This is a genomic window from Rossellomorea sp. LjRoot5, from assembly GCF_964253455.1.
Lineage (GTDB): Bacteria > Bacillota > Bacilli > Bacillales > Bacillaceae_B > Rossellomorea.
The window spans coordinates 3,021,810-3,046,230 of record NZ_CAXUQN020000001.1; the positions used below are offsets into that span (position 1 = coordinate 3,021,810).

The window sequence follows — 24,421 nt, forward strand, 5'->3', positions numbered from 1 at the left end:
TATGTTTCAAATCGGCTGGATTCTAGGTCATTTCGGCTGATTTTCCTGTGAAATCGGCCGGATTTTTCATTGGATCGGCTGGATTCTCGTCAATATCGGCCGGATTTTCGATTAAGACCGGCAAAATCTCCCTTCAATTTCGTCCAATCCCCCATAAGCCCAGCTAAATCTTCCTCACATTCGACCGAATTCCCCCAGGCTCTTCTCACCATCCTCTAAAAAACACGTTAATAATTATTTTTTCCGGGTAAACACTATCTTAAGATAACCTAAACCCCTAAAGGAGTGTTTGCATTGTCTCAACAACAACAAAACCAGAAACAGACTTTCCCACCTCAGCACCAGGATCATCAGCCTGGTACGGTGGATGAAATGAACCCTCAACCCATTCATACGGATCAAAACTATAAAGGCAGTGGCAAGTTGGATGGAAAGATCGCACTTATCACAGGAGGCGACAGCGGGATCGGACGGTCGGTTGCCTGGTACTTCGCAAGGGAAGGCGCTCATGTAGCGATTTCTTATTTGGATGAGCATGAGGATGCGAACAAGACGAAGGAACTGGTAGAAGCAGAAGGAGTCAGATGCATCCTGCTACCAGGTGATGTCGGAAGTTCGACTTTTTGCAAAGATATCGTGAATAAGACGATATCCGAGTTCGGGAAACTTGATATCCTCGTGAACAATGCTGCCGAACAGCACCCACAGGCAGGGCTTGCGGATATTAGCGATGAACAGTTGGAGCGTACATTCAAAACGAATATCTTCTCCATGTTCTATTTGACGAGGGCTGCCCTCCCCCACCTTAAGAAGGGAGCCTCAATCATCAATACGGCTTCGATCACAGCATATAAAGGAAACAAGGATCTGATCGATTATTCTTCTACAAAGGGGGCCATTGTCAGCTTCACCCGTTCGCTGGCTGAAAACATTGCCGCAGATGGCATCAGAGTAAACGGGGTCGCGCCAGGACCGATTTGGACTCCGTTGATACCCTCCACTTTCAGTTCACAAAAAGTGTCGGAATTCGGAGCGAACACACCCCTTGGACGGGCTGGACAACCATTTGAATTAGCACCTGCCTATGTGTATCTTGCAAGTGATGATTCAAGCTATGTGTCAGGACAGATGATTCATGTGAATGGCGGTACCGTCATCAACGGATAAGATAAAAAGCGACTGAAGTTTATGACTCTCCTCTTTTGGAGGGAGTCCACACTTCAGTCGCTTTTTATTATGACTTCACTTTACGTTCAGCGCAGGTACACCGGGTCACAAGATGATGTGGAACAATGATCCTCTTGATCGGTTCTTTCGGGTTCTCAATTTTTTGAATCAGGCTTTTCGCAGCCTCATTCCCGAGATTATAAATATTGATATCCACTGATGTAAGCGGTGGTCTGGACATTTCGGCAAGAAGTACATTATTGAAGCTGACAATGGATATGTCTTCCGGGACGCGAATGCCCATCTCATCCAATGTGTTCAAGACTCCAAGAGCCATCAAATCATCGGCTACGACCAGGGCAGTCGGGGGGGCTTCCAGCTGCATGAGCTCTTTAATGGCTTCCCGTCCCCCTTCCCGTAGGAATTCCTCATGTATGATATATTCGTCCTTCATATCGATCCCCGCATCACGGAGGGACTTTTCGTATCCTAATAAACGCTCGACCGTCACAACAAGATTCAGGTCTCCCCCGATGAAGCCGATGCATTCATGCTTAAGTTCGAGGAGATAATCCGTCACTTCTTTCGTTGCACGGTAGTTATCATTATCCACATGTGTGATTTCTTCACAATACTTATATGGCTTACCGACGACGACAAAGGGGAAATCACGATTCTTTAAGTAGTTCATCACTTTATCTTCTACCTTTGAATATAACAGGATGATTCCATCCACCCGTCCACCCTGGACCATCTGAACGACACCTTCGTAGATTTCCTCTTCCGATTGGCCAGTGGACATTTGAAGGGCATACTGTTTTTCCTGGGCTCCTTCACTTAACCCTCTTAAGACAGTCGGAAAGAATGGATTTTGTGAAAAGGCACTTGCTGAACCCGGTAATACCAGCCCTATCACTTGAGTTGACTGATTTGCCAGGCTCCTTGCAATGAAGTTGGGATGGTATCCAAGATGCTCCATCGCTTCCCGTACTTTTTGTTTAGTTTTTTCACTTATTCTTGGATTGTTTGCGATCACACGTGATACCGTAGATGGTGCAACGTTTGCAAGCTTCGCAACATCCTTTATGGTAACGGCCATATATTCCACCCCCCTTTTTTTAAAAGCGGACCCTTAGGCGGGCTGCTCATTCATAAAATTAAAACGCTTCCAATTCATTCTGCTTAAAATGGCAGCAGGGCTCATCTTTTGGGCCCTGCTCTTATTACTTGTTCTTCGCTTTTCCACGTTTCCTTACAAGATACAGGAAGAGGAAGAATAGGAAGTACATGGTTCCCAAGGCGAACAGGTAAGGATAATTCAGGCCACTCTTGTTTTTCAGCATATAGATCTCTGACTCTTCACGATCAAGAACAAGATGATAATTTCCATCCTTATCGCTGCGAACCAGGTCATCACTGATTAACCCTTTTAATTCATGATTATCCCCTAATTCTTCTTTTGTTAATTGAACATTTTGTGTTTCACTCGTATTATTGATCGCTATGACGATCGTCTGATCTTTGTACGTACGCTTAAAGATTCCCATCCCATCTTTATTGTAAATCGGTTTGATATCCCCTCTCGTCAGTGCGGGATATTCTTGACGAATTTCACCTAACCGGGTGATATAATCAATCAGCTCCTTATCAGCCCTGAAATTCATAAAGCGGCGGTTGTCAGGGTCATTCCCCCCGTCCATCGCTATTTCAGATCCGTAATAAACGATCGGGATTCCCGGGGTTGTATACATATAAGTGAGGGCTAGCTTCCATCTCGTTCCAGGGAAAAGTTTTTCTTGAACAATCATTCTCGTAAATCGTTCCATATCATGATTATCTATGAACGTTCCCATTACATATGGATTCTCATAAAAGGTTTTATTGTATTTCCAAAAGTTGAATAATCGATCCATGGATGTGTCGGGCTTTTGGAAGACGGAACGCATTTCTTCTGCTTGGGGGACATTGACGAATCCATCGATCCCTGTCCCATTGTACGCTGCGATTTTTTCCGGATCCCGGTCGTTCACTTCACCTAACAGGTAGAAGTCTTCTTTCACCGACTTCACCTCATCGCTGAACTCATTCCAGAACTCTTGAGGCACATGACGTACAGTGTCGAGACGATATCCATCGATATCGGTTTCTTTGATCCACCATTTTGCCGCATCGAATAAGTAGTTTTTCACTTCGGGATTTTCTGTATTTAAATCGGGAAGATCATATAACCAGGCATTCTGAAGACTTTCTTCATTATTGAAGTTCATCGGCTGTTTTTCATGGAACCAGTCCTCTTTTTCAGGGTCATTCACAAAAGGGTGCTCCGGTCCGACATGGTTCACAACAAAGTCCAGCATCACTTTCATATCCCGTTTATGGGCTTCTTCCACAAGCTTCTTGAATGTCTTCATCGAGCCGAAATGTTCTTCGGTTTTGTAGAAGTCTGTAATCCAATAGCCGTGATAACCCATCGGTTGATTATCAAAGACCGGGGTCAGCCATATGGCAGTGAATCCCATATCCTTGATGTAATCCAGTTTATCGATGATTCCTTGGAAATCACCGCCCTGATAGGCTTTCGGATCCTTCGTGTTAACATCTTTATCATTGCTTGTATCCCCATCATTAAAGCGATCGACCATCAGAAAATAAATGGTCTCATCCTGCCATTTTCGTTCTTCTTTTTCAACTGCACCTACCGGAAGGGCGTAAAAAAGAAGAAACGGGACTAAAATGAGAGATAATACTCTTCTTTTCATCTCCGCTCCTCCTATAAATGTTAGTAACGCCTATAAGATTATCCTTTTGTACCCCCTGCCGTCAATCCTGAAACGAAGTATTTCTGGAAGAACAGGAATAATAGGGCAATCGGTACGGCTATGAGTACAGATCCGGCAGCAAATGTTGTAAACTCCGCCCCGAATTGTTTGGCCACCATATCATAAAGGGCAACCGGTAATGTATACATCTTTTCTGAACGTAACAGGATACTTGCAATGATAAAGTCTGCGAATGGGGCAATGAATGAAAACAGTGCCACAACCGCAATGATCGGTTTCGCAAGAGGCATGACGATCTGGAAGAAGATCCGTAGATGTCCCGCTCCGTCCATCTTGGCTGATTCATCAAGCTCTTTCGGGATTGTATCCAAATACCCTTTCATCAACCACGTGTTCATTGGAATCTGTCCTCCTACATACACAAGGATCAATCCAATGTGAGTATCTAATAATTTCGTTAGTAGTGCCAATACGAAAATCGCAATCAGTGCTGCAAAGTTCGGAATCATTTGCAGGATCAAAAACGTCATCAGCCCATTCTTACGTCCTGCGAATCTGTAACGGGAGAATGAATAAGCCGTTAAACTGACCAGTAACACCGTAAGGGCCATGGTGGATAAACTGACCTTCAATGAATTCCAGTACCAAAGCATATAATTGCTTTTCTCGAGATCAAAAAGTTCCTTATAATGTGCCAGTGTGGCATTTTTAGGAATGATGGATGAACCGGATAAACTTTGACCCGGGTTGAATGATGATCCGATGATCCATGCAACCGGGTAAAGAATGATGGCAAACATGATTCCGATAGCGGCGTATGAAAGTGTCAAACGTATGAGTTTCTGTCTCTTCATATTCATATTACATCATATCCTCTTCTTGGAATGATTTCGTTCTCTTGAACTGCCAAATCGCTACAGTGATCACGATGATGGATAATAATAATGTGATGGCAGCAGCTTTCGAATACTGTGCGGATGTCATCGTCAGACTGTAGATCCAGGAGATCAGGATATCCGTCCCACCTGCATTTTGTCCGGTTAAGGCCGGTCCACCGCCGTTAAATAAGTAAATGACGTTAAAGTTATTAAAGTTAAACGTATATTGTGTAATGATGATCGGCGCCGTTGCAAAAAGGACAAGTGGCAGCGTGATATTCTTGAATTTCTGGAATGCCGATGCCCCATCGACTGTTGCTGCCTCGTAAAGTTCATCGGGAATGGATTGAAGCACTCCCGTTGTCATGGCAAAGATGAACGGGAAGCCGAGCCATGCCTGGATTCCAATCAAGGCAATTCGTGTATACATCGGTTCGGTCATCCAAGGTAATCCTTCAATACCGAAGAACCCCAGGATATCCCGGTTGATCGTTCCGAATGATTCATTGAACATTCCGGCGAAAACGAGGACCGATACGAAAGCCGGGATTGCCCATGGCAGTATGAATACTGTACGGATGATGGCTTTCCCTTTTAAATCCTTTTGATTCACAAGGATGGCAAGGAATACTCCAAGTGCCACTTGAAGCGTTGTCGCGCCGAACGTCCAAACGAGTGTCCAGGCAAGTACTGTGATGAACGTTTCTCTCCATATATCAATCTTGAAGATATCAACAAAGTTTTGAATCCCTACCCAGTCGACCAGTTTAGCCGGTGGTGAGTGATACAAATCGTAGTTTGTAAACGCCAGTAAAACGACAAAGATGATAGGGAAAATGACGACGAATACAAGTAGTAAGAACCCTGGAGACATAATGAGATATGGAAATCCATTATCGATCAGATTTTTGTACTGCTCGCGGATTGTGCTAAGCTTCTCTCCCCTGTCCCGCTTTTCCCCATTCTTATACGCATCCCGGAGATTAAACAGATAAAAACCGATTCCAAAAATAGATACAATGATTGCTAAAATACCGTATACCATTAAGAAAATGGAATGATCTCCGTATGAGACGTCTGTCCCAAGGGTCGTAATCCCCCATAATCCGTAGCCGATCAAGTCTCTAAAGACAAGAATAAAGGCGGCAGTCATGATCAGGAAGAATCCGCCTTTTAGAAACTGTCTATGATACATCTGACCTAAACCAGGGATTAGGGAAAGGGCCAGCGCTGTTTTTCTATGATTTGTTTGATAGGATTGTTGCTTCATCCTATATTCCCCTTTCTACGTTCACAGTTTTGATAAGCTTCAAGAGCTTTTTAAGAAAAGAAAGCTTTATTTCCTTAAAAAGCCCTTGAATGGTCTTTAAAAGGATAGCAGTACCTCTCAAGGTGAGTAGGTACCGCTATGTTAGTGATTAGTTGGAATGACCTGCTTCAATTTTTTCTTCAATTTGTTTCACTGCTGCATCAAGTGCCGCTTTTGGTTCCTGCTTGCCTGTTACAACCGTTTGAAGGGAATCAGCCATAGGATCCCATACTTCTCCCATTTCAGGAATGTTCGGCATTGGAACCGCATATTGAGATTGCTCAGCAACCGCTTTTGCACCAGGATTGTCAGCGATCGCAGGATCGTCGATCAGACCTTGGTTTGTTGGAACTTCCTGTGTTTGTTCGAAACGTAATTTCGCATACTCATCTTGAGTGATGAACTCGATGAATTTTTGAGCCCACTCTTTATTTTCAGAGTAGCCTGACACATGCCATCCTTTTACACCCATGAATGTTTTCATCGGCTCACCGTTTGGAAGCTTTGGCATAGCAGAGATTCCAATATCAATGCCGGCATCTTTATATCCCTGGAAAGACCAAGGTCCGTTCATGACAGAAGCCACTTTCCCTTCTCCGAAAAGACCGTCAAGTGCAGATCCTCCGTTTTCCCCGATGATCCCTTTAGGGAATAGTCCTTCTTTGTACCATTTTTGGATATATTCAGTACCCTCTACAGCACCATCATTGTTTAAGCCAAGATCTTTCGCGTCTAATGCTCCATCTTTTTCCGCAAATACATATCCGCCAAATCCACCCATCGGTGCATGTGCGAAATAGAAGTTATCCCATAAAGCTAAGAAACCGTAGTTTCCATCTTTCGTGAAATCCTTAGAGAAAGTGTATACTTCATCCATTGTTTTTGGTGCTTCTTCCATCAACGCTTTGTTGTAAATAAAAACAGGCGTTTCTGAAGATTTTGGAAGACCATATAATTTACCATCATAGCTCTCAGCCGTCATGGAAGATTCAGTGAAACGCTTTTCAATGTCCCCGTCGACTTCTAAAGGAGCGATATGCCCTGCAAGAGCGAGCTCACCGATTTGGTCATGTGGTAATGTCAAAACGTCCGGGCCAGTTCCCGCAGGACCGTCTAAACGTAATTGTTCCTTCATTTTAGAAGCCATTTCGACTTCTTTCACTTCAACCTTGATGCCTGTCTCTTCTTCAAACTTGGCACCTACTTCATCCAGCCAACCGGATTTTTCTTTATCTTCCCAGACTACCAGCTTTTCTGGTTTGTTCGCATCGTCAGCTTTTTTCTCTCCGCTGTCACTTTTTGATCCTTCCTCACGGTTTGGACCACAAGCAGCGAGCGCCCCTAGTACAAGCATGATTACCATAAGCAATGATAACGCTTTCTTCATTTCGACCCCTCCTAAGTATGGTGAAACTATTAATTCATGTTTTAGATTGAACAAACGCTTGCACATACTGTGACTTTTTCTCTAAAGATATCGCTTGCATTCTTTTGTGAAAACGATTGCACAACCTACTTCTTATTATACAAACTAAATCTCCGTTGACAATACTTATTTTGAAAATTTTTGCTTTTTACTTGTAAGAAAAGAAAACGCTTTACTGGTTTAGTTGCCTATCATTGACAACATTGTTGGTTTGGAATACTCTTTAATGGAATGAATAAGAGGAGGATATACGATGCTACTGGAAGCCATCTATCATAGACCGAAAGATAATTATGCATACGCTTGCACAAATAACGAACTACACATACGGATTCGTACGAAGAAGAATGATGTTGAAACCGTCTCGCTTCTGCACGGAGATCCTTATCAATGGGAAAACGGAAAATGGCTATATAATCGTAAGGAAATGGTTTTAACAGGAACGGATCAGTTGTTTGATTATTGGTTCGCTTCCATCTCCCCTCCTTTCAGACGGCTTCGCTATGGTTTTCTCCTCGATGACGATACGGAAGAAGTCTTTTATGGAGAAAAAGGATTTAACGAAGTCCCTTCTTCTGATATAGGTGATTATTTCTGCTTCCCGTTCCTGAATTCCATCGATGTTTTTCAAGCACCTGAATGGGTGAAGGATACAGTCTGGTATCAAATCTTCCCTGAGCGATTTGCAAATGGGAATGCGGAGAATGATCCAGAAGGGACTCTGGATTGGAATAGCACAGAGCCCACTCCGACCAATTTTTTCGGAGGGGACTTAGAAGGCGTGATCCAGAACATTCCTTATTTAAAAACACTTGGAATCTCCGGGATTTACTTTACCCCGATCTTTAAAGCTCATTCCAATCATAAATACGACACGATTGATTATTTCGAAATCGATCCCCGGTTCGGGACGAAAGAAACATTGAAGGAATTAATTGAGGTCTGTCACGAGAATGATATCAAAGTCATGCTGGATGCCGTCTTTAATCATAGCGGCTTCTACTTTGACCAGTTTCAGGATGTACTTGAAAACGGCGAAGACTCTCCTTATAAAGAGTGGTTTCATGTAAATGAATTCCCATTGGATATAGAAAGGAAGCCCCCTAATTATGATACCTTTGCATTCGAACCTTCCATGCCGAAGTTAAATACTGAAAATGAAGAGGTTCGCCATTATCTATTGGAAGTTGGCCGCTACTGGATAAAGGAATTCGATATCGATGGATGGCGTCTCGATGTCGCTAATGAAGTCGATCACCACTTCTGGCGTGAATTCCGAAAAGAAGTAAAGGGTATAAAACCGGATTTATATATCTTAGGGGAAATTTGGCACGATTCCATGCCTTGGCTGCGGGGAGATCAATTCGATGCTGTCATGAACTATCCTTTTTCGACAAATCTATTGAATCTGTTCGCCCACCAAACCATTTCTGCTTCTCAATTCGCAGAAAACATGACGTCTGTCGTGCATATGTACCCTAAAAATGTTAACGAAGTGAACTTCAACCTTGTCGGGAGTCACGATACACCACGTGTATTAACAGAGTGCTGTGAAGATATCCGACGTGCTAAACAAATCTACACGTTCATGCTCACCTTTACCGGAACACCTTGTATTTATTATGGTGATGAAATCGGTCTGACAGGTGAACAGGATCCAGGATGCCGTAAATGCTTCCCATGGGAACAGGAGCATCATAACGAGGAGCTCTTCGGGCATATACAGAAACATATAGCCCTTCGCAAGAAATACCCACTGTTAAGCAACGAAGGAAATCTGACATTTTTACCCGGTGATCTTCATGAGCATTGCCTTTCATTCACCAAGTCTAACGGAGAGGAAACAATTTTTGTTCTATTAAACTGCGGGGAAGAATCGACCACCTACTCCCTTCCTTTTGAGTTAAAAGGAAAGAAAATCACCAACCTGTGGAACGGGGAAGATTTTGCCGCAGAAGCAGAGTCCATCGATGTGGCACTCGATGGGTATGGATTTGCCATCCTGAAATTTTAATGATGTTTACTTTCTAAAAAGCGGGACTATACCAAAACGGTTAGTCCCCTTATCTATTTCATTTGTAACGAATGCCGAGGTATTTCCCCGGCAAGCAAAAGGAGAAAATCTATGAGCAATAACCAAAAAAACATGACCCTCTTTGCCTTAACCTGGCCAATTTTCATTGAAATCTTTCTTCACATGCTGATGGGAAATGCCGATACGTTAATGCTGAGTCAGTACTCGGATGACTCAGTAGCAGCTGTCGGGGTATCCAATCAGATCCTTTCTCTTATCATTGTGATGTTTGGATTTGTCGCGACGGGTACAGCCATCCTCGTGGCCCAGCATCTGGGGGCGGATGAGAATCGCACGGCAGGGGAAGTATCGATCGTTTCCATTGCTGTCAATCTACTATTTGGACTCTTATTGAGTATCGCCCTTGTATTTTTCAGTAAGCCAATCTTATTATCGATGGATCTCCCACGTTCACTTATGAATGAAGCTTCTTCCTATTTAAAAATTGTAGGAGGCTTTGCATTCATCCAGGCCTTGATCATGACTGCGGGAGCAATCATGAGGAGCTACGGCTTTACAAAAGACGCCATGTATATCACAATCGGCATGAATATTGTCAATGTGATCGGAAACTACTTATTTATTTTCGGGCCGTTCGGTGTCCCTGTATTAGGCGTAGAGGGTGTGGCGATTTCCACCATCACCTCGAGACTTATTGGATTCATCGTGAGTATCCTCGTGATAAGGAAGCGGATACCCAATGCTCTTCCATTAAGAAGACTATTCAAGCTCCCCGTCTCTCACGTTAAAAATTTATTACGGATCGGAATCCCCTCTGCAGGAGAGCATCTTTCCTATAACGGGTCACAAATGGTCATTACCTACTTCATTGCGAGTATAGGGACCAACGCTCTAACGACGAAGGTATATGCCCAAAACCTGATGATGTTCATTTTCTTATTCAGTGTCGCCATCAGCCAGGGAACACAAATCATCATCGGTCACATGATTGGCGCCAGGGAATTCGACAGTGCATACCAACGATGTCTGAAAAGCTTAAAGATCGCGATCATCATCTCGCTCATCATGGCAGGAATTTTTTCCGTTGCAGCAGAACCTCTCCTCCGCATCTTTACAAGCAACGAAGAAATCATTTCCCTTGGTAAAACATTGATCTACCTGACCATCATTCTTGAACCGGGCAGAAGCTTTAATTTAGTTGTCATTAACGCACTAAGAGCAACAGGTGACGTACGCTTCCCGGTCTACATGGGGATATTATCTATGTGGGGAGTAAGCGTCACGCTTTCCTACATTCTCGGAATCTGGTTCGGCCTCGGACTTATCGGAATCTGGATCTCCTTCATTGCCGATGAATGGCTGCGGGGCATCATCATGCTCAAACGCTGGCGATCCAAAGTATGGATCCATAAACGATTTGTCCAAAATGAAAAAAACGCCGTTTAGAGGGACGGACCTTCCTTAAGATGTATGTGAATTTTGAAACAGACCTACCCCTACCCTTTCATTTTCAATAAAGAGTCAGCTCTCAATCGGGCTGACTCTTTTTTTCTCCAAATGAAAACGCCCTCATTCATAAATGTTATGTTTTTTTACATAAAAACGTTTTCATAACAAATTAACACTTGAACTTTTGTTATTTTCTGAATATGATAAATGATATAACTTATTCATGTCATAAAACCTAACATGTAAATTCGATTTATTAAACCACATTTACAAAAGGAGGAAATCACAATGAAAAAAGTGGAAGCCATTATTCGTGCAGAAGCATTTCTATCCCTGCGAGAAGCATTATGTCTCCGTGGATTCAGCGGCCTGACCGTATCAGAGGCAGCTGGGTGTGGAAAACAAAAAGGGAAGCAGGGGATCTTCAGGGGGAATAAATTTGAACTGCAGTTAGTTCCCCGCGTAAAGGTGGAAATGATCATCGACGATGGGCAGGTGGAAGACATCATTGATCTCATCGTTGAACATTGCAGTACGGACACCGTGGGCGACGGGAAGATTTTCATCTATCCCGTCGAAGATGTCATCCGCATTCGTACAGGCGAACGAGGAAAAAAAGCCGTTTTGTAAATCACCTCTTTACTCAACCACTAAGCCGCTTTACCAAACCAATATTGGAGGGATTCCATTGATAAAAAAAATTACATTGCTTCTGTTCCTGTCGCTTTCCGTGAGCACTACCGCTTTCGCAGCTGCCCCTACCGCAGAGTCTGTTCAAGCATCCGTCGACTCCATGTGGGTCATGATTGCTGCAGTCCTTGTATTCTTCATGCACGCCGGATTCGCCATGGTCGAGACCGGATTCACCCGTGCCAAGAACTCTCTTAACATCCTCATGAAAAACTTCTTAACTATAGCCATTGCCTCTGTTCTTTATTTCATAGCAGGGTTCGGGTTCATGTTCGGAGGGTCATCTGGCGGCGTCATCGGCACGGACAGCTTCTTCCTATCAGGACGGGAAGACATCGGTTTCTTCTTATTTCAATCCGTATTTGCCGCTACTTGTACCACGATCATTTCCGGTGCTGTAGCTGAACGCATGAAACTCAAAAGCTATATCCTTTTGACCATCGCCATGACAGGAATCATCTATCCGATCGTCGGGCATTGGGTTTGGGGCGGAGGCTGGCTTTCTGAACTGGGCTTCGTCGATTTCGCCGGATCTACTGTCGTCCATTTGACAGGTGCGGTAGGCGCCTTCATCACGGTCCTGTTCCTTGGATCCCGCGTTGGGAAATACAGCAAAGGAAAAGTGAACGTCATCCCGGGCCATAATATTCCGATTGGTGCACTCGGTGTGTTCATCCTCTGGTTCGGCTGGTTCGGGTTTAATGGAGGAAGCAGCCTGGCAGCTGATCCCTCCCTTGTCCCACACGTCATCACGACGACCTTATTTTCAGCTTCCTCCGCCATTCTTTCATCCGCTTTTTACACGTTGATCCGATTTAAGCGAATCGATCCATCCCTTACATTAAATGGCGCCCTGGGTGGACTAGTAGGTATCACTGCCGGCTGTGCCAATGTATCACTGGCAGGTTCTCTCCTGATCGGTCTGATCGCAGGAATCGCTCTGGTGGAGGCCGTCACCTTCATCGATTCGAAATTGAAAGTCGATGATCCTGTTGGAGCCATTGCCGTTCATGGGATTTGTGGAATATGGGGTACAGTGGCTGTCGGATTATTCGACGTTCAGAACGGACTTTTATATGGCGGAGGGGCTGCTTTGGTCGCCACTCAAGCCCTCGGGGTGTTGGCAGTCATTGCCTGGACGTCTGTCACCGTTGGCGGATTCCTATTCATCGTAACGAGAATATCAAGTATTCGCGTCTCCCGTGAGGAAGAACTCTCAGGGCTCGATTTTACGGAGCATGGCTCCAATGCCTATGAGTTAAAAGATACAGTATTGGAATCGAACGTTTCTTCCGCTTCCCCTTTTGGATCTGACTTAGTCGAGCGATTGAACTCGATCGGAACGGGAAAAGTAAGTGACATGAATCAACGGAACACAATCTAATCTGAGTAAGAGCTGCCTTATGCGGCTCTTTTTTCTTTTTCCAAAATGGATGCCAGACAACAATAAGCTCATATGGAAGGCATCGGTGCAGCCTCCATACGAGCTTATTTATGAAATGGATGATATGATTTTCTCTTTTGCATCTTTTGATACAAAGTGCTTCTTGGAAAAAACATTATAGTGACTATTTCTAACCTCGGAAAGAATCGCACGGTATAATAGGGCAGCTCCCTTTACCGGGGTTCTCGAATATACAGGATAAAGATTCATGGTACGAAAAGCTTTTTCATAGTAATCTTCTGCAAGTCGGGCCATTTCTTCCCATATAGACTGAAAGGCGTCGTTGATTTTGTGTTCTTTTAAATCTGTTACGGTATATTCATATTTTACTAGTAGATCCTGAGGGATGTATAATCTACCCCTTTCAAGATCCTCACCGATATCTCTTAATATATTGGTCAGCTGCATGGCATATCCAAGATAGATTCCATCTTCCCTCAATGGCTGTTCTTTCCCCGGGGCAAGGATGGGCAGGAGCATTAATCCCACAGTGCTCGCTACGTGATAGGAATAGTCAAGGACATCGTCCATATTGACGTAGACCCTTTCACCAAGGTCCATCCTTTGCCCCTTTATCATGTCCCGGAAAGCTTGAACATCCATGTCAAACCGTTTAAACACATCATCCAATGCTATCCACATCGGCTCATTTTGAGGATAATATCCGGTTAAATACGATTCGAATTCCATCTCGAATAGGCGCAATTCCTCCGAAGGATTTGCGCCCTCGTCAACGATATCATCTACTTTGCGGCAAAAGGCATACACGGCCCATACAGCCTTCTTTTGGTCTTTCGGCAGTAAGGAAAAAGCTCTGTAAAATGTTTTGGAATGAACCTTTATGATATTCTCACAATGATCGTATGCTTCCAAGATCTTGTTCATGTAAGGACACATCCTTCCCTTCTGATTCTGTTTTGCAATATTCTTTAAAAGCTTGGGCAACGAGCTTCGCACCCTGCATGACAATCGGTACTCCTCCGCCAGGGTGAATGGATGCCCCGACAGCAAAGATGTTCTTCTCCGGAAAGGGTTGTACCTGGGGTCTGAAGGGACCGGATTGACCCAAGCTTGGCGCGATTCCAAAGCTTCCCCCAGAATATAACCCTTCTTGTATTGCCTCTTCAGGCGTTCTGATTTTCATCCACGTAATCCGTTTTCTCAGTTCTTCGAATCCCCTTTCTTCCATTGTATCCAATACAAGGTCTGAAAGAAATTCTGAAACTTCTTTCCAATCCAATTTCTCTGACACCGGAACCGGTATGAGAACATAAAGGACGCTTTTACCTTCAGGGGCAAGTGAAGAATCGACCTTGGAAGGATTAAATACATAAAAGGAAGGTTCTTTAGGAATTCTCTTATTCTTGAAAATATCCTCCATATTCCCGGAGAAGTCATCATTCAAATAAAATTGATGCATTTCCTTTTCATCATACTTTCTATCGACTCCCATATATAAAAGCACACAGCCGGAAGAAGGTTTATACGATTTAGGTGCTTTCTTCCTTACTAATTTTGATGCTGTAGGGAAATCCCCATTAATGATAACCGAATCGACCGGCTCCCTTTGGTCCCCAAGGATGATATGAGTCGCTTTGCCTCCTTTCGTTTCGATTTCTGAGACGGATGAGGAAGTCTTGATCGTGACCCCATGCAGGTTGCACGCTTCCTTCACATGGTCCAGTAAGCCCGCATATCCCCCTTTTATATAATAGATGCCGTGCTTGTGTTCACTGAAGGACACCAGGCTGTAAATCGCCGGGGTCGTGTAGGGATTCCCACCGATATACAGTGTTTGCAATCCATAGGCCGTCTGCAACTTTTCGTGATGAAAATAATGCTTTAAGTTCCCCATCACATTGCGGTATGCCTTTAGCTTGAGCAATGAACCAAGCGTTTGAGGATTGAGATAATCCCTCGTTTTCAGAAAAGACGTTTCAAGAAATTGCGGCTTCCCAATTGCAAATCGTTCATCCATATCGCTCATAAATTGAAGGAAGCCTTCTTCATCCCCTGGAAACTTCTCCTTGATCTCTTCATATTGCTTATGGATATCGGCATATTTCGTATACGTTTGCCCATCTGCAAAATGAACGTCATAGAGGGGATCACAGCGGACAAATTCTATTTCATTTGTATCTATGCCTGCTTCTAAAAGAATGGACATAAGCATGTCTGGCAGGAGGACAATGGTAGGTCCCTTATCAATCTTGTAATCCCCTTCCTGAACAAAGGCAAGGCGTCCGCCGATCGTCTCCTCTTTCTCATAGACCGTGACGTCGTGACCATCCTTCGCGAGTAACAATGCCGAAATCAATCCACCGATCCCTGAACCTACGACTGCTGTTTTCATAAAGCTTCCTCCATCGTTTGTTCTTTAGTGAACGAGCACGAAGGGTCTTCATTCATCAACATATTGGTCGTGATCCTCGCCGATTCTAATATTGTAGGCAACCCACTCCCCGGATGCGTCCCTCCACCTACTAACCAGCAATGTTCAAGTTCTTCAAATTTGTTATGCGGGCGGAGTGCCATCATTTGCGTTAATTGGTGACCAAGATTGAAGGTGGCACCTTCATATATATTGAAATCTGTCTCCCAGTGATGGGGGGAGATGATCTTCTCCACTTTTATATGATCCCGGATATTCTTTAAACCTGTCTTACTCTCAACGGCATCCAATACCAGATTCCGGAACATTTGTTCATTTTCTGTCCAATCGATCCCGCTTACATTATTAGGGACCGGGGCGAGGATGTATAGTGTTGAATGTCCCGGCGGAGCCAGTGTTGGATCAGTCACCGATGCATTTTGGATATAAATGGAAGGGTCCGCAGAAAGGGTAAATGTCTTCGTTATCTCCTCTACATTTCGTCTATAATCTTCCGCAAACACGATACTGTGATGGGGGAGATCAAATTGTTTATCGAGCCCCAGATAAACCATAAAAGTGGAACAGGAGTATTTCTTCTTTTTCAGCTTTTCTTTGCTGTATTTTTTCAAAGTCCCATCTTCCACCAGATTGGTCATGACATGGGCAAAGTCCCCGTTGATAATCACTTCATCTGCTTCAATTCTTTCTCCATCCTCTGTTATGATTCCTTTTACGTCATTGCCGTCTTCAATCCACAACTTCTTGACACCTTGACCGAGGTGGATTGAGCCTCCATGCTCCTTCACCACTCTTGCCATGGCTTTCGATAGTTGATTCAACCCGCCGATCGGGTGAAAGACACCGTATTCGTGCTCCATGAAAGACAGGATGGAAAATGCGCCAGGACACTCCCAGGGGGACATACCTAAATACTTTGACTGAAAGGTGAACGCCAATCGCAATTCATGTTCTGTAAAGTAATCACTCAACACGCTGTATAGGGATTTACCCAAGGATAATTGAGGAAGTGCCCTCAACACCTTCCAACTGATATATTGATAATATCGATCCATCGGGCTCTGTAAAATCGGTTTCAACCGTTCCATTTTTTTACGTGTATCATTCATGAAGCGCGAATAACCTTCTGCATTCCCTGGATAATGCCGTTCAATTTCCCGGGATAACCTTTCAGGATCTTTATACATTTTGACTTTTTTATCTTTAAAAATGAGTTCATACATCATGGAAAGCTCCCGCAGGTCAACATAATCATGAAGATTCCTTCCTGAGGTCTCGAATAATTCTTCTGCTATTTCCGGCATGCTGAGAAATGTCGGCCCAATATCGAATGTATAGCCCTCCATCGTGACAGAACCGTTTCGCCCGCCAACAAATGATTGCTTCTCATAGATTTCAACTTTGTAACCCTTACTGGCAAGAAGCATTGCCGCGGCCAGGCCCCCAGGACCTGCACCGATGACGATTATCTTATCGACCATCGTTATAGCCTCCAATGTATTTTATTTGTACAATTATTATACAATACTTATACAACTGTTTTCCACTAGGAAAAAACAATAAACTTCAATTTTCCAACTAAATTCGTTTTTTCCTCTCTATTGGACTTGTCCTACACTCCATAAACCCTTTAAAACCGCAATCGGATCTCTTTTCCATCAATTTGTTGCTAGTTAGCAACAAAATTCACAACCTGAACAACTAGGAGGCATAGTAAAGGATTTTATCCTTTTACTATGCCTCCATTTCAATCATTCATACTTTCATTCTATGTTTGTACCTGTCTCTAAATTCTTAGTCCCTTTCCTCCATTGCTTTACTCCACAATTTCAATATTATAATCCTTGAACCACACATGGATTTGGGCAAGGTGGGCAAGTAGTTGGGGACCGGTCATGAGTTGGCCGTACCAGGGGACTTCAAAGGCTGCTCCTCCGCTTGCGACGATTTCCTTCAGTTTCTCTTCGTCAAATAATTCATAGAGAATGCTTGATTTGTCTTCCAGGATTTCATTGAGCCAGCCACTGACCAATTTTGTATACTCCGGGTGATGGGTTTTCGGGTATGGGCTTTTCTTTCGATATAGGACTTCATGGGGAAGTACGCCTTCAAGTGCTTTCCTCAGGATGCCCTTTTCCCTTCCATCGTGCATTTTCATCTCCCAAGGGATGTTCCACACATACTCTACAAGTCTATGGTCGGCAAACGGGACGCGGACTTCAAGGCTCGCTCCCATACTCATGCGGTCTTTTCTATCCAGCAAAGTCGTCATGAACCATAGTAAGTTTAAATAGAATAATTGTCTCCTCTTGGTCTCCACTTCATTTTCCCCATCCAACAACGGGGTTTCCGCAACCGTGCGGTCATACTGCTCCAGGACATATTCCTCGAGGTTCAATTTCTTACTCCACTCTTCTTTCAGAAGACCCTGTCGTTCTGCAGTGGAACGCATCCATGGGAATCCCCTGCGGTTAAAATCCTCCGCCCGGTGAAACCAAGGATACCCTCCGAAGATTTCATCTGCGCATTCACCCGACAGTCCCACGGTAAACTCCTCTTTGATTTCCCTGCAGAACCATAAGAGAGATGAATCCACATCGGCCATTCCCGGAAGGTCCCTTACATGGACCGCTTCAATCAGATAGTCCTTTAACTCTTGTTGACTGATTTCACATTGGTGATGGATCGTGTCGAATTCAGCTGTCATCTTTTCAATCCAAGGGGCATCGGAGTTCGGTTGGAAATCATTCTCTTTAAAGTATTGATCATTTTCTTCATAGTCTATGGAGTACGTATGAAGTTTCCCTTTTCCCTCTTCTTTATATGAATTTGCTGCCACTGCCGTAATCGCACTTGAATCGAGTCCTCCCGATAAGAATGCGCACAATGGTACATCGGAAACAAGCTGCCTCTCTATGGCATCTGTAAGCAGAAAACGGACTTTCGAGACCGTTTCGATGAACGAATCCGTATGCTTCTTACTTTTCACATTCCAGTATCTCCATATGTTCAAGCCTTCCTTGGAGAAGATCATGCTATGGGCGGGACGCAGTTCCTTCACCCCTTTGAACACACCATTCCCGGGTGTGCGGGACGGACCGAGCCCCAGCACTTCCGAAAGCCCCTGCAGGTCCACCTGTGGCAAAACATCGGGATGGGCAAGTAAAGCCTTGATTTCTGATGCAAACAGGATCCCGTCATCCTTTTCAAAATAAAATAAAGGCTTTACGCCCATTCTGTCCCTGCCTATAAATGCATGCCCCTTCTCACTGTCCCATATGGCAAAGGCGAAAATCCCGTTCAGATGCTGGACACATTTTTCCCTCCACTCAATATAAGAAGTCAATAGGACCTCGGTATCAGAGTGCCCTTTGAAGGTATATCCCTTATCTATAAGTACTTGTCTCAGATCTTCTGTATTATATAGCTCTCCGTTATAGCAAATCGTGAAAGTGTGTCCGTTATGGAGGAGGCTCATAGGCTGCCTTCCTCCTGCCGGGTCGACTACGATTAATCGTTTATGACCGAAAGCAACATGCTGGTCAACCCAGACATTCGTTTCGTCAGGTCCTCTTTTAGAAAGGGTTTCCGCCATTTTTTCAACAACATCTTTTTCATTGGACATATCTTGTTTATAATGGATCCAACCTGTAATTCCGCACATAGTGATCATCCTCACTTTCAAGTCAAACAAACTGGGCTCACTGACACATAAATTATTCTATGCCCCTTTAGAGAAATGGTTAATTGTCTCAATCATTCTTTACATGAATGAAATATGATAATTATGACAAGAAATGTAGTTAAGGAGGGATATTCACTTGAGCAACATATTTCGATCAAACATTTTAAAATCCCAAAAAAGATCTTTTTCCGAAGGCACTGTTTTATTCGAAGAAGATACATGGTTCTTTTTCGAGATCGACGCCGAGGAAGAGTCTGAGCTCGAATTTTACCTCAATCATGAACTGAAAGTGTATAGAGATGGAGAGTGGCTTTCTGGCGTTCTCTTAGAAGATGGTCTCATCGTCACCCCCTATGAGCGAATAAGAATCGAGAATGGCGATCGAATTCAAATAAAGAAGAATATATTGTATTCGTTGGAGAATTTATTAGAAGAGATTTCTGATGATGCCTTTCATCAGTTTACAACAGCCTTAAATAACCTGGGCTATTCGATTTATGACAGTATCTTTTGCCATAACCACCTTGTATTCCTCGGAAACCAAAAAATCAAGGAAGGCGTGAACTTCATCACTTTCGATAACGGTGTGGAAGTTTGTGCAGTCCAGCATCACTTCACCTACTACAAAAAGAAACGCGACCGCTTTGAATTCACTTTAAGTACGGGTAGACGAATTGTAATTGAAAGCTTCAATATCTGATCTGATCACCAGATCAAATATGCAAATGCCTGTCAGGTAATGTACCTGACAGGCATTTGTTTTTTTTATTGATCCGGGCTTGTCACGAGATGCCGTTTCTTTAAAAATGTGTTCATTTTCTCCAATGACATGGGTCTTTCGAAAAGAAATCCTTGTGCAAAATCACAGCCCAACTGCTTCAGCAGTTCTAGCTGTCCGCTGGTTTCCACGCCTTCAGCGACCACCTTCATGTGCAATCCTTTCCCCATTGTGGATATGGATTGAACGATTGCGACATCAGGTGTATGATCGCTCATATTCTGTACAAACGAACGATCGATTTTCAGTATATGAAGGGGGAGATGCTTCAAATAACTTAAAGAAGAATAACCTGTGCCGAAATCATCAATCGCAAGCTTCACCCCTAGATCAGCAAGTGACTTCATGGCATCGATTGTATGAGCGGCGTCATGCAGCATGATTGTTTCCGTCAGTTCTAAGCACAAGTATTCTGCCGGCAGACCGGATATTGCCAACGCTTCTTCCACATCACGCACAAACGTAGGATGCTGGAATTGCCGTGCTGAAACGTTCACAGAAATATAGAACTCCCCCACCTCTTGATCCAACCACTCTTTTAACTGTATACAGGATTCGACCAGGACCCATTTTCCGATATCATGAATCAGCCCTGTTTCTTCTGCCAGGGGAATGAATTCACTCGGCGGGATCAACCCCCAGGATGGATGCTGCCATCTGAGCAATGACTCACAGCCAATCGGAGTTTGACTCTGTATATTAATGATGGGTTGAAAAGCGATGAACAACTCCTGTTTCTCGATTGCTCTTCTAAGATGAGCCTCCATCTCCACTTTCCGCGTAATCTCTTCTTCCATATCCCTTGAAAAGTAAACGGTGTTATTTCCACCCTTCAATTTGGCCCAATTTAGAGCAGAATCGGCATTTCGCAACAAGTCCGCAGTCTTTTCCCCATCCCGGGGATAGATGCCTGCACCGATGCTGACGGATATGTAGAATTCTTTACCCTGATAAGAAAAAGGCGCCTGCACGGTTTCCAATATATCCTGTGAGATATCTGAAATAGTGGCTTCATTCACCTCTTTGGTGAGAAGCACCGTGAATTTGTCACCGCTGAAACGGCCAAGGTAAGCACCCTTGGGGAGAATGCCTTGAATCCTTTGGGAAAGTTCTTTGATGATCACATCCCCTACAAAATGACCAAGCGTATCATTAATCATCTTGAAACGGTCCATATCCAGAAATAAAACCGCCAGCTGCCGTTTCTTCTTCTTTGCCCTCTGAATATGCTCGTCTACAATTTCCCTGAATTTCATCTTATTAGGCAGATCGGTTTCACCGTCATAATATGCGAGTTGCGTGATTTTCTTCTCAAATTGACGCTCTTTCGTAACATTTCGCCCTATCCCGAAGATCCCGACACATTTTCCTTCAACGGTAATCGGGATATTCTTGATTTGAAAGAAATTCACCTCACCTTTCTTCGATGCAATGGGAAGATCATAATACTGTTCCCTTCCATCCATGGCCCGGTAAAAATGCCTTCTTACCCGCACCGCATCCTCTTCCCTGATAAAGTTAAGGGCGGATTTCCCAAGAACCTCCTCCCTCGTAAATCCAAATGTTTTCATAAAAGAAGGGTTGAGGGAATTAAATCGGCCATTCAGATCGGTACTGTAGACAAAATCCGTATTATTATCAAATAGGGACCGGTAATACTCCTCAGAGATCTGGATGTTTTGTGTTAATTCTTTTATATCCTTTTCTGCTGTATTGATTAAATGGGTCAAACTCATCATCACATCGGCTTCAGGCGTTAATTGGAAATCGATCTTCATATCACTGATAGGTTCACGTATACCTTCAGACAATCCAAGATACGAAAGGGAATGAGCCATCAGCTTTGGTTTCCTCCCACTGATTCCTAACTCTCCGTAAGAGAAGAAACCGGTCAAGGGCGATACCTGGTTTAAATAGGATAACTCCTGATTCGTGACATCACGAACATACCTTCTTCTGGCTATACAATTATATACAAAATGCGTTTCTACCGGATGGCGTTTCAATCGAGACAAAAGCTTTGTTGTGGAACGGATTAAATCCTGTACATCAACAAATCCAAACGACACCGTGTCACCTTCCGTCACTTCCTGACTGAGTTCAACACTTCCATTTGGCAGCACATTAACGATATAGACCGCCACTTTATCATTCTTTTTCTGAGATAGAAACGGGAACTCTATCGATGAGTCAGGAAGATCTTCCACAAATCTCTTCCCTAAATAGGTCTCAAGGATACGGATAGGTTTCACATGATTGATTTCCTCCAAAATATTCCCTCGTGCTTTCGTGATGTTGAAGACGGGGCCAACTTCCTGCCACTCTTCTACGCTATGAGAATGGACCTTTAACTCCTCACCACTCAATGAGGCCGTTACAAAGCCTTCACTCGTTATTTCGTGGTTCGTGAATACGTATGCCGGTCTTTTATGAGGCAAATCAGAAGAAACACCACCGACGATGGCGACTTCACCCCCTCTTTCCGATACACCTTCCATGAATTCCTGGATTCCCAGCTGTAAATGGCTCGCAAAAATAATGAAGGCTTTGGTGTCGGATTTCCCCACAGCTTCGTACAATTGTTTACCAAGTTGCTTACTTGTACCTGACTTTTCTTGTAAAAGGGATTCTATCGTAGTTGTTTCAAATATCGTAAATGATAAGACGATTTCTGAAACAATCGCCTCTTTAATCACTTGACCGGTCGAGTTGCAGCCAATGAGGGTGCCACGGGGTAATATGCGGTTTAGGTGACTTTGCAAACCTTCTATAACCGCTACCGGGGAATCGCCGACAAATGCCTGGATCAGGAGGGAGGGATATTGATCTATACCGTTCTCTTGAATAAATTGGTTTAAGGATTGTTCATCTTTATATATGAATTGAAAGGACTTAACCATTTTCTACACCTACTTGAAAGACATCGTTTCTATCAAAATACCACAATTCGACAGATTTGGATATCCATTTATATGAAAGTGGCAGCACCTGATTCCTTAATCTGAGGAAAAGAGCTAAATAAAAAAGCCCGCTCCATAAATGAGCAGACTTTTTCACCTTATGCAAATGGATGAAGACCAAGTGGTAAACGCAGTCCCAAATACAGAACAATGAGCAAGGCGATAACCATGATAATCCACAATACATTTGTGCTTTTTCCTTTATTCATGCGGATCAGGATCATCTCAAACATCCCGATCACCCCTATTCCCACCAATCCTTTAATGCCGTAAAGGGCCGGATTAATTCCCTGATGCTTCCAGAATAACAGGGCACCGGTTAAAATAATGAGCAAGTAAAATAATCGTAAGATCATATGTACAACTTTCATGCCTTTTTTCTTCCCTGCGTTATGTAAGCCGACCGCTACAAAGAAAAGAATGATGGCAACGACCCACGTTGTAATATGGGCATGTGTATTATCAAACATATTGAACCTCCTAAAGGTAGATAGTTTACGCTCATAATATTACCACAGTCTGTACATCAACAGAAATTTTAACTAATCCTGTAACGGATTTGTCAAAATTCCCAATCCTTCTATTTCGATTTCCACCATATCACCCTTTCTCAAAAAGCGTGGAGGCTTGTAACCTTTCCCCACTCCAGAAGGTGTCCCTGTCGCAATGACATCCCCCGGCAACAGCGTCATTCCTTTAGAGATGGTGGAAATAATCGTCGGAATGGAGAAAATCATTTGTCCCGTATTGGAAGACTGGCGGATTTCACCATTGACCTTCGTGGTGATGGAGAGGTTCTGAGGGTCATCCACTTCATCCTTTGTCACAAGGAACGGACCCATCGGACATGTTGTATCCAGACTTTTCCCGAGGAAAAATTGGCCATGCTTTTTTTGAAGGTCCCGGGCTGTGATATCATTCAGAATCGCATAACCAAATACATGGTCCATCGCTTCTTCCGGAGAAATCCCTCTCCCTTTCTTTCCGATGATCACGGCCAGTTCTCCTTCATAATCGAGTTCTTCCGTTATGTCATCATGATGAAGCACCGTTTCTCCATGACCGATGACCGTATGGGTTGCTTTCGTGAAAATCATGATATTCTTCGGGATATCCTGTACACCACCCATTTCAATGGCATGTTCACGATAGTTCTTTCCTACACATATGATGTTTCTCTTCACTTTGGGAATTGGGGAAAGCCATTTCACTTCATCCTCTGCGAAAGATGGCAGAGCTCCCCCCTTCTCCCTAAGAACTGCTTCTACACTTTCAAGAAAACCTTCTCCGGCTTCAATTCCCTGAAGTAAATCCCCTGGTAAATCATCCACCCCCGCTAAATCAAGGATCCTTCCGTCTATTTTCGCCCCATACAGTTCTTTTCCCTCAACTGTAAAACTAACGAATTTCATCCTTACCCATCCCCTT

General features: G+C 43.7%; 18 protein-coding genes. 6 read left to right on the forward strand and 12 right to left on the reverse strand.

Annotated elements, in window-relative coordinates; translation table 11 throughout:
- Nucleotides 1-294 precede the first annotated feature (294 nt).
- Complete coding sequence (locus ACSQ2E_RS15450) at nt 295-1,167, forward strand: SDR family oxidoreductase (protein WP_435991923.1); 873 nt, start codon at nt 295-297, stop codon at nt 1,165-1,167.
- Between the two features lie 67 nt (nt 1,168-1,234).
- Here ACSQ2E_RS15450 and ACSQ2E_RS15455 read toward each other — a convergent pair whose 3' ends face one another.
- The 5 genes from ACSQ2E_RS15455 to ACSQ2E_RS15475 all read right to left on the reverse strand — a co-directional run bounded on the left by ACSQ2E_RS15455 (nt 1,235) and on the right by ACSQ2E_RS15475 (nt 7,521).
- Nucleotides 1,235-2,266 carry a LacI family DNA-binding transcriptional regulator gene (locus tag ACSQ2E_RS15455; RefSeq protein WP_435991925.1) on the reverse strand — a complete coding sequence of 344 codons (1,032 nt, stop codon included), beginning with the start codon at nt 2,264-2,266 and terminating at the stop codon, nt 1,235-1,237.
- Between the two features lie 124 nt (nt 2,267-2,390).
- Nucleotides 2,391-3,926 (reverse strand): alpha-amylase family glycosyl hydrolase, encoded by a 1,536-nt coding sequence (locus tag ACSQ2E_RS15460; protein WP_435991927.1) that lies wholly within the window; start codon nt 3,924-3,926, stop codon nt 2,391-2,393.
- 38 nt (nt 3,927-3,964) lie between these two features.
- Nucleotides 3,965-4,807, reverse strand: a complete 843-nt coding sequence (locus tag ACSQ2E_RS15465) for a sugar ABC transporter permease (protein WP_079534824.1) — start codon at nt 4,805-4,807, stop codon at nt 3,965-3,967.
- Between the two features lies 1 nt (nt 4,808).
- On the reverse strand, nt 4,809-6,095 hold the full coding sequence (locus tag ACSQ2E_RS15470) for a carbohydrate ABC transporter permease (RefSeq protein WP_435991930.1): 1,287 nt from the start codon (nt 6,093-6,095) through the stop codon (nt 4,809-4,811).
- 148 nt (nt 6,096-6,243) lie between these two features.
- The gene (locus ACSQ2E_RS15475; protein ID WP_435991932.1) at nt 6,244-7,521 is read right to left on the reverse strand and encodes a sugar ABC transporter substrate-binding protein; all 1,278 of its coding nucleotides are present in this window, start codon (nt 7,519-7,521) and stop codon (nt 6,244-6,246) included.
- 292 nt (nt 7,522-7,813) lie between these two features.
- Here ACSQ2E_RS15475 and ACSQ2E_RS15480 point away from each other — a divergent pair, with 292 nt between their 5' ends.
- The 4 genes from ACSQ2E_RS15480 (at nt 7,814) to ACSQ2E_RS15495 (ending at nt 13,118) form a co-directional block, all read left to right on the forward strand.
- Nucleotides 7,814-9,574 (forward strand): alpha-glycosidase, encoded by a 1,761-nt coding sequence (locus ACSQ2E_RS15480; protein ID WP_435991934.1) that lies wholly within the window; start codon nt 7,814-7,816, stop codon nt 9,572-9,574.
- A 111-nt stretch (nt 9,575-9,685) separates the two neighbouring features.
- A complete protein-coding gene (locus tag ACSQ2E_RS15485; protein ID WP_435991936.1) occupies nt 9,686-11,041 on the forward strand; it encodes an MATE family efflux transporter in 1,356 nt (451 codons plus the stop codon).
- A 291-nt stretch (nt 11,042-11,332) separates the two neighbouring features.
- On the forward strand, nt 11,333-11,674 hold the full coding sequence (locus ACSQ2E_RS15490) for a P-II family nitrogen regulator (protein ID WP_098441062.1): 342 nt from the start codon (nt 11,333-11,335) through the stop codon (nt 11,672-11,674).
- A 58-nt stretch (nt 11,675-11,732) separates the two neighbouring features.
- Nucleotides 11,733-13,118, forward strand: coding sequence for an ammonium transporter (locus ACSQ2E_RS15495; protein ID WP_435991938.1), 1,386 nt, complete (start codon nt 11,733-11,735; stop codon nt 13,116-13,118).
- Nucleotides 13,119-13,226: 108 nt separating this feature from the next.
- On the opposite strand, the gene ACSQ2E_RS15500 is transcribed toward ACSQ2E_RS15495, so the two are convergent.
- The 4 genes from ACSQ2E_RS15500 to asnB all read right to left on the reverse strand — a co-directional run bounded on the left by ACSQ2E_RS15500 (nt 13,227) and on the right by asnB (nt 19,243).
- Nucleotides 13,227-14,063, reverse strand: coding sequence for a phytoene/squalene synthase family protein (locus ACSQ2E_RS15500; protein WP_435991940.1), 837 nt, complete (start codon nt 14,061-14,063; stop codon nt 13,227-13,229).
- Nucleotides 14,029-15,531, reverse strand: a complete 1,503-nt coding sequence (locus ACSQ2E_RS15505) for a phytoene desaturase family protein (RefSeq protein WP_435991942.1) — start codon at nt 15,529-15,531, stop codon at nt 14,029-14,031. Before ACSQ2E_RS15505 ends, ACSQ2E_RS15500 begins: the two co-directional genes overlap by 35 nt.
- A complete protein-coding gene (locus ACSQ2E_RS15510) occupies nt 15,528-17,051 on the reverse strand; it encodes a phytoene desaturase family protein (RefSeq protein ID WP_435991944.1) in 1,524 nt (507 codons plus the stop codon). The genes ACSQ2E_RS15505 and ACSQ2E_RS15510 overlap by 4 nt, the downstream gene beginning before the upstream one ends.
- A 335-nt stretch (nt 17,052-17,386) precedes the next feature.
- Complete coding sequence (asnB, locus tag ACSQ2E_RS15515) at nt 17,387-19,243, reverse strand: asparagine synthase (glutamine-hydrolyzing) (protein WP_435994573.1); 1,857 nt, start codon at nt 19,241-19,243, stop codon at nt 17,387-17,389.
- A gap of 148 nt (nt 19,244-19,391) precedes the next feature.
- On the opposite strand from asnB, the gene ACSQ2E_RS15520 reads away from it, so the two are divergent.
- Nucleotides 19,392-19,955 (forward strand): DUF2777 family protein, encoded by a 564-nt coding sequence (locus tag ACSQ2E_RS15520; RefSeq protein ID WP_435991946.1) that lies wholly within the window; start codon nt 19,392-19,394, stop codon nt 19,953-19,955.
- A gap of 65 nt (nt 19,956-20,020) precedes the next feature.
- Here the strand turns inward: ACSQ2E_RS15520 and ACSQ2E_RS15525 are convergent, their stop codons facing one another.
- From ACSQ2E_RS15525 to ACSQ2E_RS15535, 3 genes are all read right to left on the reverse strand, one after another.
- A complete protein-coding gene (locus tag ACSQ2E_RS15525) occupies nt 20,021-22,933 on the reverse strand; it encodes a bifunctional diguanylate cyclase/phosphodiesterase (RefSeq protein ID WP_435991948.1) in 2,913 nt (970 codons plus the stop codon).
- Between the two features lie 158 nt (nt 22,934-23,091).
- Nucleotides 23,092-23,463, reverse strand: a complete 372-nt coding sequence (locus ACSQ2E_RS15530; RefSeq protein WP_435991950.1) for a YisL family protein — start codon at nt 23,461-23,463, stop codon at nt 23,092-23,094.
- A 72-nt stretch (nt 23,464-23,535) separates the two neighbouring features.
- Nucleotides 23,536-24,405: a fumarylacetoacetate hydrolase family protein gene (locus tag ACSQ2E_RS15535; protein WP_435991952.1), complete on the reverse strand. Its 870-nt coding sequence runs from the start codon at nt 24,403-24,405 to the stop codon at nt 23,536-23,538.
- Nucleotides 24,406-24,421: the final 16 nt, after the last annotated feature.